At 52.0% G+C, this 12324-nt stretch carries 12 protein-coding genes and 5 tRNA genes; 1 reads left to right on the forward strand and 16 read right to left on the reverse strand.

What is annotated here, in order from left to right; translation table 11 throughout:
• Window positions 1–45: 45 nt before the first annotated feature.
• The 15 genes from luxS to tam form a co-directional block, all read right to left on the reverse strand.
• On the reverse strand, window positions 46–561 hold the full coding sequence (luxS, locus tag H7A81_RS00090; RefSeq protein WP_182056323.1) for an S-ribosylhomocysteine lyase: 516 nt from the start codon (window positions 559–561) through the stop codon (window positions 46–48).
• Between the two features lie 150 nt (window positions 562–711).
• The gene (gene gshA, locus H7A81_RS00095) at window positions 712–2316 is read right to left on the reverse strand and encodes a glutamate--cysteine ligase (protein WP_034822215.1); all 1605 of its coding nucleotides are present in this window, start codon (window positions 2314–2316) and stop codon (window positions 712–714) included.
• A gap of 31 nt (window positions 2317–2347) precedes the next feature.
• On the reverse strand, window positions 2348–2776 hold the full coding sequence (locus H7A81_RS00100; RefSeq protein WP_034822213.1) for a YqaA family protein: 429 nt from the start codon (window positions 2774–2776) through the stop codon (window positions 2348–2350).
• The gene (yqaB, locus tag H7A81_RS00105) at window positions 2773–3339 is read right to left on the reverse strand and encodes a fructose-1-phosphate/6-phosphogluconate phosphatase (protein WP_182056325.1); all 567 of its coding nucleotides are present in this window, start codon (window positions 3337–3339) and stop codon (window positions 2773–2775) included. The genes H7A81_RS00100 and yqaB overlap by 4 nt, the downstream gene beginning before the upstream one ends.
• 233 nt (window positions 3340–3572) lie before the next feature.
• Window positions 3573–3649: transfer RNA gene (locus tag H7A81_RS00110), tRNA-Arg, on the reverse strand.
• 60 nt (window positions 3650–3709) lie between these two features.
• Window positions 3710–3786 (reverse strand) — tRNA-Arg (locus H7A81_RS00115).
• 58 nt (window positions 3787–3844) lie between these two features.
• Window positions 3845–3921, reverse strand: a tRNA-Arg gene (locus H7A81_RS00120).
• An 85-nt stretch (window positions 3922–4006) separates the two neighbouring features.
• Window positions 4007–4083 (reverse strand) — tRNA-Arg (locus tag H7A81_RS00125).
• Between the two features lie 8 nt (window positions 4084–4091).
• Window positions 4092–4184 (reverse strand) — tRNA-Ser (locus tag H7A81_RS00130).
• 303 nt (window positions 4185–4487) lie between these two features.
• Complete coding sequence (gene csrA / locus H7A81_RS00135; RefSeq protein ID WP_004155916.1) at window positions 4488–4673, reverse strand: carbon storage regulator CsrA; 186 nt, start codon at window positions 4671–4673, stop codon at window positions 4488–4490.
• A gap of 249 nt (window positions 4674–4922) precedes the next feature.
• Entirely contained in the window at window positions 4923–7550 is a 2628-nt protein-coding gene (gene alaS, locus H7A81_RS00140; RefSeq protein ID WP_182056327.1) for an alanine--tRNA ligase, read from the reverse strand.
• Window positions 7551–7684: 134 nt separating this feature from the next.
• Window positions 7685–8200: a regulatory protein RecX gene (locus H7A81_RS00145; RefSeq protein ID WP_255478854.1), complete on the reverse strand. Its 516-nt coding sequence runs from the start codon at window positions 8198–8200 to the stop codon at window positions 7685–7687.
• 109 nt (window positions 8201–8309) lie between these two features.
• Window positions 8310–9380 carry a recombinase RecA gene (recA, locus tag H7A81_RS00150; protein WP_034822205.1) on the reverse strand — a complete coding sequence of 357 codons (1071 nt, stop codon included), beginning with the start codon at window positions 9378–9380 and terminating at the stop codon, window positions 8310–8312.
• A 94-nt stretch (window positions 9381–9474) separates the two neighbouring features.
• Window positions 9475–9969 (reverse strand): nicotinamide-nucleotide amidase, encoded by a 495-nt coding sequence (gene pncC / locus H7A81_RS00155; protein ID WP_058961482.1) that lies wholly within the window; start codon window positions 9967–9969, stop codon window positions 9475–9477.
• Between the two features lie 102 nt (window positions 9970–10071).
• On the reverse strand, window positions 10072–10848 hold the full coding sequence (tam, locus tag H7A81_RS00160; protein ID WP_166932960.1) for a trans-aconitate 2-methyltransferase: 777 nt from the start codon (window positions 10846–10848) through the stop codon (window positions 10072–10074).
• 167 nt (window positions 10849–11015) lie between these two features.
• On the opposite strand from tam, the gene H7A81_RS00165 reads away from it, so the two are divergent.
• Complete coding sequence (locus H7A81_RS00165; RefSeq protein ID WP_182056328.1) at window positions 11016–11903, forward strand: dihydrodipicolinate synthase family protein; 888 nt, start codon at window positions 11016–11018, stop codon at window positions 11901–11903.
• A gap of 35 nt (window positions 11904–11938) precedes the next feature.
• Here the strand turns inward: H7A81_RS00165 and H7A81_RS00170 are convergent, their stop codons facing one another.
• Window positions 11939–12274 (reverse strand): zinc ribbon domain-containing protein YjdM, encoded by a 336-nt coding sequence (locus H7A81_RS00170; protein ID WP_034822198.1) that lies wholly within the window; start codon window positions 12272–12274, stop codon window positions 11939–11941.
• Window positions 12275–12324 lie beyond the last annotated feature (50 nt).

The following is a 12324-nucleotide window of genomic DNA, read 5'->3' on the forward strand; positions in this document are numbered from 1 at the left end:
AACGCCGCGAACATCGCGGCGTTTTCATTTCTGCTCAGACAGGCACTAGATGTGCAGCTCTTTCAGCTTCTCAGCCGGCAGTTTCAGATCTTCGTTACGGTTCACGCCAATCTCATGCGCCAACACGCTACGCGCAATCTGCTGCGCTTCGTCGAGTGAGTGTAGCTTGTAGCTACCACACTGGTATTCATTCAGTTCCGGGATCTGGCTCTGTTCTTTCACTTTCAGAACATCTTCCATCGCCCCTTTCCACGCTTTCGCTACGCGCTGCTCGTCTGGTTCACCAATCAAGCTCATGTAGAAGCCGGTGCGGCAGCCCATTGGCGAGATATCAACGATTTCCACGCCATCACCATTGAGGTGATTACGCATAAAGCCAGCGAACAGGTGCTCCAGCGTATGGATGCCGCGCTCAGTCAGAATATCGATATTCGGACGGCAGAAACGCAGGTCAAAAACGGTGATGGTATCGCCATGCGGAGTATTCATGGTTTTTGCAACGCGCACAGCGGGTGCGCCCATGATGGTGTGATCAACAGTAAAACTATCCAGTAGTGGCATACGTCACCTCCTGTTTTGAGATTTTTTTTAAAACGATGAAACTTTTCCGTTCGCCCAACGTCTGAATATATGAAAGACGCGCATTTGTTATCATCATCCCTGACAACAGAGATGTTAATTTTGGCCACAATGATGTGGCCATTTTCTTTTTTAGCCTTCGCGACCTGCCAGATAACTTTCGAAATCCAGCGTATCACTCTGTTCCAGCTTTTCCTGCGCCTGTACCGATTCCAACGCCTGACGACTGAAGTCATCTTCGGTCAAAATCTCTAACGGCTCTTCACACAGCAGATGGCGATACTGTTCAGCCAGTGCCACACCTGCGCCGGTTAAGCCATTTTCTTTGATGGCATGCAGAATACGCGCTGAATAGGTTAGCTCAGGATCATCAAACGATGCCACCAGTTGATCGCAAACCTGTTGATATTGCGTGCTCCCATAATTGCTGTCGAGCACCTCGGCAACACGACGCAGATCGGCAAACAGGGCTTTACCTACATCAACCAGCGGATGTTCTGTATCGCTACAACCTACACCAATCACCTGGCCCGGCTTACGTCCTTCCATGACCACGCGGTTCCAGTTTTTACGGCTGCATAACAGCTCGTCAGAACTCATCTCAGGCGCATCCGCCAGGGTACACCAGATCAGGAACAGGTCGAGGAAACGCGCCTGGTTAGCATCCACGCCAATGGCAGAGAACGGGTTGATATCCAGAGAACGCACTTCAATGTACTCGATACCGCCGCGTAACAACGCATCCGAAGGCGCTTCACCCGAACGTGTCACACGTTTTGGACGAATAGGTGCGTACAGTTCGTTCTCAATCTGTAACACGTTGGTGTTCAGCTGCAGCCAGTTGCCGTCGGCATCTTTGGTGCCCATGGCCGCATACTCTTCTGACGGCGTTTTAATCGCTGCTTTCAGCGCAGCAACGTAACCGTCGAGCGAGTTGAAGGTGATGCCCAAACCGCTCTGCGACTTGTTGGTGTAGCCCAAATCACTGAGGCGCAGCGAGGTGGCATACGGCAGCCACAACGTCCCCTTGCCGTCCGTTTCAAAGGGTAATTTGCTTTCACGTCCCTGCAGGAACGATGAACAGATCGCTGGAGATGCACCGAACAGATAAGGGATCACCCAACCAAAACGATAATAGTTGCGGATCAGACGCAGATATCCAGCAGAAATGGTCTCTTTTCCGCTTTCCGCATCTTTTACATCCGCCCACTCCTGCCAGAACGACAGTGGCAGCGAGAAGTTATAATGCACACCTGAGATAATCTGCATCAGTGCGCTGTAGCGATTTTTCAGTCCCTGCCGATAGAGGGTTTTCATCTTGCCGATATTAGAGCTGCCATATTGCGCCAGCTCAATGCTATCAACATCTTCAACATAACCCGGCATACTGAACGGCCACATGCGTTCCTGACCTAACTCTCGCGCAGTGTGGCGATGTATATCACGCAGGAAGGCCAGTGACCGATCAATGCTTTGATCGACAGGTGTAATGAACTCCAGCAGCGTTTCGGCAAAATCGGTGGTAATCCAACTGTGCTTGAGCGCCGAACCCAGGGATTCAGGATGTCCGGTCGTAGCCAGGTGACCATTCGGATTGACGCGCAACGTCTCGCGTTCAATGCCACGGCCGATACCCTTTAACGCGTCGGGATGCGCTTCCAACCAGGAAAGCGCTTTTGATACGTCCGGGATCACATTAACCTCCCGCTGTGCGAATAATTTATTTTTGTTCAGCATAATGTTAACCGTAGCCTCGAATCTGTGCGAATCAATGCCACCATTGCATTGTTTGTAATGTGGCGGTCGCGATAACGATATAACGCAGCGTTTTACCGATGGCGAGGAACAGCACCGAGGGCAGCCAGGCAAAGCGCAACCAGCCTGCAAGCACGCAAAGCAGGTCGCCCACTACCGGCAGCCAGCTTAAAAGCAGCGCTGCAGGACCCAATCGATGTAACCACGTCATTGCTGTGTCATGCCATCGCCCCTGCCCTTTTGGCGGCATGAGGCGACCGAGAATAATGTTGGTCAGGCCACCCAGTGTGTTTCCCACTGATGCGGCCAATAACAATCCATAGATCGAACCCTTTTGGGCGATCAGCAAAGCAATCAGCACAGCCTCTGAACTTCCTGGAAGCAAGGTGGCACTCAGAAAACTACTGCCGAATAACGATCCATAGGTCAGAATTTCATTCACAGTAAACGGACATCAACCACATCCATGCCCGCGGCTCGCGCCGCCTGAACACCAAAGTCAGCATCTTCAAATACCACACAGCGTTCAGGTGCCACGCCCATTAACTCGGCGCAGCGTAAAAAGGTATCGGGTTGGGGTTTATGGCGCTGCACATCATCCGCGCCGACAACGGCATCAAACAGATGATAGACACCCAAGGCTTCAAGCAGGGCCTTTGCCAGGCTGTGTTCACTGCCAGTACCCACCGCCATGGGACGACGACCGTGATACGCTTTTACCACGTCCATTAACGGTAAAGGGCGTACATCATCCAGCAACATCGCCTTGAGCGCTTCGGTTTTCTCTGCGGCCAGCAAATGAGAGTCATGCTCAGCGTTGTTCTGCTCAAGAATGTACTGCGCCAGCTGCCAGGTGGGCGCGCCATTAAAACTCACCATTTTTTTCTCATCCATGGTGAAACCGTAACGGCTCAGCACCTGCTGCCAGGCTTTTCGATGTGTCGGCTCAGTATCCAGGATTGTGCCGTCCATATCGAAAATCAGGGCGTCATATTGGTCGTACATTGTCACTCCATCGAGCACCACAAAATGAGCCATTACTTTAGCGTAATGCGCTTAGGTTGTCGCCAGGTGTGCTTAACAGCAAATGCTTTGAAAGCATTAGCTATTTTTGTTTTCGGAAAAAGGTCAGGTAGCGATACCGGGGATAAATGGCGGTTATATAAGTGATTTTTGCGTGATGAAGAAAAATGGGAAGTAAATTCAGAAAGCGGGCGTTGATTGTTTCGAACAGGAGATGGTGCATCCAGGAGGATTCGAACCTCCGACCGCTCGGTTCGTAGCCGAGTACTCTATCCAGCTGAGCTATGGATGCATTGGGGTCTAACTGATGTTACGGATGAAACAGTTTGAGAATAGCATGAAGAAAACAGAATGGTGCATCCAGGAGGATTCGAACCTCCGACCGCTCGGTTCGTAGCCGAGTACTCTATCCAGCTGAGCTATGGATGCATTGAGAGATTTTCTTACGATGGACTTACTGCAATCAACCTGGGAATGATACGAAGAATGGTGCATCCAGGAGGATTCGAACCTCCGACCGCTCGGTTCGTAGCCGAGTACTCTATCCAGCTGAGCTATGGATGCATCGAGTTAATTCTTGTACAACGCAGGGTGCTGACAACTCACCATGAAAGGAACTGCTCGTTCACTCTTACTTCAGTTTTCCGAATGGTGCATCCAGGAGGATTCGAACCTCCGACCGCTCGGTTCGTAGCCGAGTACTCTATCCAGCTGAGCTATGGATGCATCGGAAATGGCGGTGAGGCGGGGATTCGAACCCCGGATGCAGCTTTTGACCGCATACTCCCTTAGCAGGGGAGCGCCTTCAGCCTCTCGGCCACCTCACCTTACGCGTTCTTCCGAACCGTGCTTCTGAACTTGTTTCTGCTCATCGGCACTGCGTGGCGCACATATTACTTTCCCGCACTTATAAGTCAAACAATTTTTCCCGACTTTTTCTGGATATCGTTCCGTTTGCACAAATGACGCGCAATTAGGATGTTTTGCCGACAAAAAGAGTGATTAATCAACAGCGAAAGCACGTTGCAGTTAACAAAATGGGAAGAAAGAAAATGAGGTTAAGGGCGGAAAAAATGAAGATGGGAGGATAAAAGCGGTAGCGCCTCGCAGGATGCGAGGCGCTGAATCCGTTAGTAACTCGTTTGCTGAGTTTTTTCGGCCTGGATACGCTGATAGATTTCTTCGCGATGCACCGAAACTTCTTTAGGCGCATTGACGCCAATACGGACCTGGTTACCTTTAACACCCAGCACCGTTACAGTCACCTCATCGCCAATCATGAGGGTTTCACCAACTCGACGAGTTAGAATAAGCATTCTTTGCTCCTTGAAAGATTAAAAGAGTCGGGCCTGTTCGGTCTCCCGGCCATATCCATCATATAACGCTGAACAATGTCTATGACAAATACACCATTGTGCATCGCCACGCCAATACATTCTGCTGATAGTTAGTTTAGCCGAAATACACTACATCAACCGGACTTTGTCATTATCGGGTGCACACCGCGTTAAAAAGCGCCAGAACACGGGGTTCTGGCGCTATTCACGATGCTGAATTTTAATTCGTTACAGTCGGTTACTCACCCACTCCGACACGCCAGCCAGTGCGCCAGCCAGTGCCTCAGGGTTTGTACCACCCGCCTGAGCCATATCAGGACGACCGCCACCTTTTCCGCCAACCTGAGCGGCCAGTTCGCCGACCAGCTCACCCGCTTTGACGCGGTCAGTCAGGTCTTTAGTCACCCCAGCAATCAGTGAAACCTTACCTTCAGCAACCGTTGCCAGCACAATGATGGCCGAGCCGAGCTGATTCTTCAGGTCATCCATCATGGTGCGAAGCATCTTCGGCTCAACGTTGTTAAGCTCGCTGACCAGCAGTTTGGTCCCCTTCACGTCCATCGCTTTACTGCTCAGCGAGGCACTCTCTTGCGCCGCTTGCTGATCGCGTAGCTGCTGCAGTTCTTTTTCCAGCGCGCGGACATGATCAACCAGGCCGCGCACTTTCTCATTCAGATTACTGCTGTTGGCTTTAACCACCTGAGCAATCTCAGATATCTGATCGCTCTGCGCATGCAGCTGAGCAATCGCGCCTTCACCCGTCAGCGCTTCAATACGACGCACACCTGCCGCCGTGCCGGATTCAGACTGAATGCGAAACAGGCCAATGTCGCCAGTGCGCGCTGCGTGCGTACCGCCGCACAGCTCAACGGAATATTCACCCATGCTCACCACGCGCACACGCTGTTCATACTTCTCACCGAACAACGCCGTTGCGCCGCGCGCTTTCGCTTCATCCAGATCCATTACTTCAGTCTGGATGAGTAAATTGCGACGAATCTGGGTATTAACGATATCTTCAACGGTGCGAATCTGCTCTGGCTTCATCGCTTCGGTATGAGAGAAGTCGAAGCGCAGGTATTTATCGTTGTTGAGTGAGCCTTTCTGACCGACATGATCGCCCAATACTTCACGTAACGCTTCATGCATCAGATGCGTTGCGGAGTGGTTGAGAATAATACGAGCACGGCGCTCTTCATCCACTTGTGCATTGAGGCGGTCACCCACACGTAGCTCACCGCTGTTGAGCTTACCGATATGACCAAAGGCTTTGCCATACTTCTGTGTATCCTGAACACTGAATTCAGCATTCTGCCCAGTCAGCACACCGGTATCGCCCACCTGGCCACCTGACTCGCCATAGAATGGTGTTTGATCCAGAATCACTACCGCTTCCTGGCCAGCCGCGATCTGCTCAACCTGCTGACCGCCAACGAACAGCGCCTGCACGGTGCCTTCAGCCTGCAGTTGGTCATAGCCTTTGAAGTCAGTGGCGGCATCAAAGCGAATCACACTGTTGTAGTCCGCGCCAAAACCACTGGCCTCACGCGCACGCTGGCGCTGCTGTTCCATGGCTGTTTCGAAGCCCGCTTCATCAATCTTCAGATTGCGCTCGCGGCAGACGTCAGCGGTCAAATCCGCCGGGAAACCGAAGGTGTCATACAGGCGGAAGACCGTTTCGCCATGCAGCGTATCACCTTGCAGATTGGCTAACTCTTCATCCAGTAAAGCCAGGCCGCGTTCCAGCGTTTTAGCGAACTGCTCTTCTTCATTTTTCAGGGCATTTTCAACATGCTTCTGCTGACGTTTCAGGTCTTCACCGGCATCACCCATGACATCGATCAATGGCGCAACCAGTTTGTAGAAGAAGGCTTCTTTAGCTCCCAACATATTGCCATGACGCACTGCACGACGAATGATACGGCGCAGCACGTAGCCACGGTTTTCATTCGACGGGATGACGCCATCAGCGATCAAGAATGCACAGGAACGGATGTGGTCAGCGATGACGCGCAACGATTTATTGTTGAGGTCAGTCGCACCGGTTACCTGAGCAACAGCCTTGATCAGCTTGGCAAACAGATCGATTTCATAGTTGGAGTTAACGTGCTGCAGCACCGCGGCGATGCGCTCCAGGCCCATACCGGTATCAACAGAAGGCTTCGGCAGAGGTTCCATGGTGCCGTCGGCCTGACGGTTGAACTGCATGAAGACGATGTTCCAGATCTCAATATAGCGATCGCCATCTTCTTCCGGGCTGCCCGGTGGGCCACCCCAGATATGGTCGCCATGATCGTAGAAAATTTCGGTGCACGGACCACAAGGGCCGGTATCACCCATCTGCCAGAAGTTATCAGACGCGTAGGCGCTGCCCTTGTTATCGCCGATGCGAATAATACGTTCGCGCGGCACACCGACATCGTTAGCCCAGATTTCGAAGGCTTCATCATCGGTTTCATAAACGGTGACCCACAGACGTTCTTTCGGCAGCTTGAACCACTGTTCACCCGTCAGCAGTTCCCAGGCATAAGCAATCGCTTCTTTCTTGAAGTAGTCGCCAAAGCTGAAGTTACCCAGCATTTCAAAGAAGGTGTGGTGACGAGCGGTGTAACCAACGTTCTCAAGATCGTTGTGCTTACCACCGGCGCGTACACAACGTTGAGACGTGGTTGCGCGTGCATAATCGCGTTTATCCTGACCGAGGAAAACGTCTTTAAACTGCACCATTCCCGCATTGGTAAACAGCAACGTTGGGTCGTTGTTCGGTACGAGGGAGCTGCTGGCTACAACCTGATGTCCCTTGCTATGAAAAAAGTCGAGAAACGCTTGACGGATCTCAGCAGTGCTCTTGCTCATATAATTCCTGGAATCACGCTAACGAACGTTCCCTTTCGCGGGCAAACCACATCTGCAGGTTTACCGCTGATTGAGGAACAAAAAGTGGGAATAAGATAAATTTTCTTCAGTGGGAAGTAAAATCCCATCGCCTTTCAGTCGTCAATATTTCTGAAAACTGCCTGAATATCTTCCATCATAAAGCCTTTAGACATTAAAAAGCGCTGTACTTTGCTTTTCTCAGCCCAGGTTTGCGGCAGAGGATCACCAAACTTACGCTTAGCCAAATCGGCCGCGCATTGGCTCCAGTCCACTTCAGTCTCCATCATCGCCTGATTGATCTCATCGCGGCTGATGCCCTTCTGCTGCAATTCCATACGCACGCACTGTGAGCCGTAACCTTTCCGTGCGCGACTTTGGATAAAGCGTTCGGTGAAGCGCTGATCGTTGAGCCAGCCACTCTCCTGGCACCAGTCGAGCACCTTTTCCAGCAGCTCATCCGGTATCGGCACATTTTCTTCTTGCTTCAGATAAGCCGCACGCTGAGAAGAGAGTTGCAGCTTACGCTTCAATTCGTCACGGCTGTGGTCACGCTGCGATAGCACACGCATGGCACGATCCAGCAAACGGGAAAATGTCGGCACCGAAGCCGTTGAAGGTGATGATGACATGAATTTGACCTTGTTCTGACTGTTGCGCAGGGTAAAGCAAGAAGACGATCTGGGGAAGTGTTGACGGGGAAAAGCAAACGGGAGCATCGCTGCTCCCGTGGTGGGTATCTTAGAAATCTTCGTTGGTTTCGCTAGCTTCTTCGTAGTCATCAGCAGAGATTTCTGCTGCACCCGCTCCAGCCGTTGCACCCGTCAGCAGCAGATCGCGTAACTTCTTATCGATCTCGTTAGCAATCGCTGGGTTCTCTTTCAGGAAGTTGGTCGAGTTCGCTTTACCTTGACCAATCTTTTCGCCGTTGTAGCTGTACCACGCACCGGCTTTCTCAACCAGTTTGTGTTTCACGCCGAGATCCACCAGCTCGCCAAAGGTGTTGATGCCTTCACCGTACATAATCTGGAATTCAGCCTGCTTAAATGGCGCAGCAATTTTGTTCTTCACCACTTTTACGCGGGTTTCGCTACCGACCACTTCATCGCCCTCTTTAATCGCACCGATACGGCGGATATCAAGACGAACAGAGGCATAGAATTTCAGCGCGTTACCACCGGTGGTGGTTTCTGGGTTACCAAACATCACACCAATTTTCATACGAATCTGGTTGATGAAGATCAGCAGCGTGTTGGACTGCTTCAGGTTACCCGCTAACTTACGCATCGCCTGGCTCATCATACGTGCGGCCAGACCCATGTGCGAATCACCGATTTCACCTTCGATTTCCGCTTTCGGCGTCAGTGCCGCAACGGAGTCCACGATGATCACATCAACGGCACCGGAGCGTGCTAACGCATCACAAATCTCCAGCGCTTGTTCACCGGTGTCCGGCTGCGAACACAGCAGATTGTCGATATCAACGCCGAGTTTTTTGGCATACACCGGATCAAGCGCATGTTCAGCATCGATAAAGGCACAGGTTTTACCTTTACGCTGTGCAGCGGCAATCACCTGCAGCGTCAGCGTAGTTTTACCGGAAGATTCTGGTCCGTAGATCTCAACGATACGCCCCATCGGCAAGCCACCAGCACCCAACGCGATATCCAGTGACAGTGAACCGGTTGAGATGGTTTCTACGTCCATTGAGCGGTCTTCACCCAGGCGCATGATCGAGCCTTTGCCAAATTGTTTCTCAATCTGGCCCAGCGCGGCAGCTAAAGCTTTCTGTTTGTTCTCGTCAATCGCCATTTCCACTCCTAATCATGCTGGGTAAGCCGACATCATTGTGTGCCTGCTCGTTCTGTTGCCGGTAATTATACTGTATGACCATACAGTATCAAGTTTAATTTGTCAGAAATTCATCAAGCAGTGTTTGCAGCGCCCAGCTGACGGATTGCCGACGCACCGCGTCACGGTCTCCGGCAAAGATCTGCCGCTGCGCCAGAACACGATCGCCAGGTCCGGCAATGGCAAACCACACTGTACCCACTGGCTTTTCTGCCGAACCACCATCTGGCCCCGCAATCCCGCTCACAGCAATGCCAAACTCGGCGCCGGCGGCATTGCAGGCACCTTGAGCCATCTCACGCACAGTTTGCTCACTGACCGCGCCATACTGCGCCAGAGTCGCTGCCTGCACGCCCACCATCTGCTGTTTGGCTTCGTTGCTGTAGGTCACGAAACCCCGCTCAAACCAGGCAGAGCTGCCACTGATATCGGTAAACACTTTGGCGATCCAGCCACCGGTGCAAGATTCCGCCGCGGTCACCGTTGCCTTGCGTTTCTTGAGCTGTTCACCAATACGCTGGCTGAGCTGCTGCAACTGTTGGTCGTTCATCGCCCTCTCCTGTTTTGGCGCTGCGCGTTAGCCATAAATGGTGCAACAGAGCGCCCTTTTCAACCTCTGTCGCACCAATTTGCGCAGCCGCTTCCAGCAATTTTAACGCGTTCTCACTGCCACCATAAATAAACGCGGGAAAGCCAGCAAAACCTGACCATTGCTGCGTGGGGGATAAGCCGGCATTAATGCCTGATGATAGTCATGCAGAAAATCCGCTTGTTGCTGTTCGGTCAATCCAGCGAGGAAAGGACGCAAGCCCGTGGCACGGAGCCAGGTAATGATGGCCTGCGCATCGGCCATCGGGTGATAGTACGTGGTACGCCAGATATCCACCTGACAGCCTGCATCACTCAGCAAGTCATAATACTGTTCCGTGCTCAGCAGGCGTTTGCGATCCGCGGCCTGTGGCGAGATATGTGCCTGCCAGCGTTCACTGGCCGCCACTTTACGCATCAAGCTGTGAGAGGCTTCTTCAAGATTGTCCGGCATCTGTATCGCCAGAGCGCCACCGATATCCAGCTGTTCAACCAAATGCGGCAGCAGCGTGTAGTGATCGGTTAACCACTGCAGCGAAGCATTCGCATAGATGACCTGCTGTGGCTGGCTCGCCTGCCAGGTACGAATATCCGCCTGCAGAAAAGTGCAGGCTGGTAACCGCTCTTGCGCTTGTTCCAGCATGGCTGCAGAGCTATCGATGCCTGTAATCACCGCGCCTGGCCACGCTTGCGCCAGCAGCTCAGTGCTGTTGCCGGGACCGCATCCGAGGTCAGTCGCGAAATGCACGTCGGTTAGTGGAATACGTTCTAAGAGTTCACGCGCAGGGCGCGTGCGTTCCGATTCAAATTGACGATACAGCTGTGGATTCCAGTCTTGCATGGCAACGCTCCTGTCTGGCTGAAGAGCATCACACTACCTGTTTTCTCAATCGCTAAGCGAAGAGAAAAGTGCGATATCTCACCTTTTTACCCTTTGTCACTGGTTAATGTCAGTCACGAGCACTAAGTTAAAACAATGTTTCATTTTTAAAAAACGAGGATCGCGTTATGGCTTCACAACCTGAATTAACCGGCGTCTGGTGTCCTTCAGTTACCCCTTTCGATCAAGATAATAAGCTCGACATTGATGCGCTGGGCCGCCACTTTGCGCGCCTGAACGCCTCGGGGATTGATACGCTGTTGCTGATGGGCAGTATCGGGGAGTTTGCTTCGCTGACCCAACAGGAACGGCTGATGCTGATTCGCGAAGCTCGTCAGCTTTCGCCACTGACCATGGTCGCGAATATCTCAAGTACCTGCGTTCCCGACATGTTGCAGCTCGCTGAAGCCGCCTGGCAAAACGGTTATGACGCCGTGATGGTTTTGCCGCCCTACTACTATGGGCAAACGCAGAAACAGCTGTTGAGTTACTTTAAAGCGCTGGATAAACAGCTAGGTGGAAAGTGGTTTGCCTACAACTTTCCGGCGCGCACCGGTTGCGATTTAACGCCGGCATTGGTAGCAGAATTAGCCGCTGAACTGCCGCAGTTTATCGGCATTAAAGACACCATGGATTGTCTTTCACATAATCGGGCCCTGATTGAAGAAACCAAAAAGGTTCGCCCTGATTTCACCGTGCTTTCAGGGTATGACGAATATCTTCTGCCTAATTTGCTGGCAGGCGGTGCCGGGGTGATTTCCGGCTTAAACAACATAGTGCCGGAGTTGTTTGCCGAGGCGATGCACGCATGGCGAGCGGGAGAGTTAGCGCAGTTGGCACAGATTCAACAGCGTATTGGTAAGCTGATGGCGATTTACACCATCGGCGATGACTTTGTCACGACCATCAAAACCGCAGTGGCGCGCAAATATGATTCTATGAGCAGTCATTCACGTAATTATGGCGGTGAACTCACGGTTGAGCAGTGCGCAGAGCTGGATCGTTTGCTGATGTGATCACAATAAGGGGCGGCCGGGCAGCCGTCCCGTTCTCAGTTCTTTTTAACAAACTCAGATTTGAGTTTCATCGGGCCAAAACCATCGATTTTGCAATCAATGTTGTGGTCGCCTTCAACCAGACGAATGCTTTTCACTTTAGTGCCAATCTTCAGGGTTGAAGAACTGCCTTTCACCTTGAGATCCTTAACCACGGTAACGCTGTCCCCATCAGCCAGCAGATTGCCATTGGCATCCCGCACCACCAAACCATCCGATGCTGCATCAGCACTCGGTGACCAGATATGGCCACAAGATGGGCAGTTCAGGTTCTCACCATCCTGCCAGGTATAATCAGCCTGACACACAGGGCAAGCAGGTAATGTTGTCATGAGCATTCCTCAGAAGTCGAAAGGCGGTGAAGATGGCACCGCAAAAGGGG

The sequence above is a fragment of the Pantoea sp. ME81 genome, from assembly GCF_903970985.1.
GTDB lineage: Bacteria > Pseudomonadota > Gammaproteobacteria > Enterobacterales > Enterobacteriaceae > Pantoea > Pantoea communis.

Excerpts from the sequence above, each read along its gene's own strand:
- luxS (WP_182056323.1), bottom strand. The coding sequence starts at position 561 with ATGCCACTACTGGATAGTTTTACTGTTGATCACACCATCATGGGCGCA.
- gshA (WP_034822215.1), bottom strand. The coding sequence starts at position 2,316 with ATGCTGAACAAAAATAAATTATTCGCACAGCGGGAGGTTAATGTGATC.
- yqaB (WP_182056325.1), bottom strand. The coding sequence starts at position 3,339 with ATGTACGACCAATATGACGCCCTGATTTTCGATATGGACGGCACAATC.
- csrA (WP_004155916.1), bottom strand. The coding sequence starts at position 4,673 with ATGCTTATTCTAACTCGTCGAGTTGGTGAAACCCTCATGATTGGCGAT.
- alaS (WP_182056327.1), bottom strand. The coding sequence starts at position 7,550 with ATGAGCAAGAGCACTGCTGAGATCCGTCAAGCGTTTCTCGACTTTTTT.
- H7A81_RS00145 (WP_255478854.1), bottom strand. The coding sequence starts at position 8,200 with ATGTCATCATCACCTTCAACGGCTTCGGTGCCGACATTTTCCCGTTTG.
- recA (WP_034822205.1), bottom strand. The coding sequence starts at position 9,380 with ATGGCGATTGACGAGAACAAACAGAAAGCTTTAGCTGCCGCGCTGGGC.
- pncC (WP_058961482.1), bottom strand. The coding sequence starts at position 9,969 with ATGAACGACCAACAGTTGCAGCAGCTCAGCCAGCGTATTGGTGAACAG.
- tam (WP_166932960.1), bottom strand. The coding sequence starts at position 10,848 with ATGCAAGACTGGAATCCACAGCTGTATCGTCAATTTGAATCGGAACGC.
- H7A81_RS00165 (WP_182056328.1), top strand. The coding sequence starts at position 11,016 with ATGGCTTCACAACCTGAATTAACCGGCGTCTGGTGTCCTTCAGTTACC.
- H7A81_RS00170 (WP_034822198.1), bottom strand. The coding sequence starts at position 12,274 with ATGACAACATTACCTGCTTGCCCTGTGTGTCAGGCTGATTATACCTGG.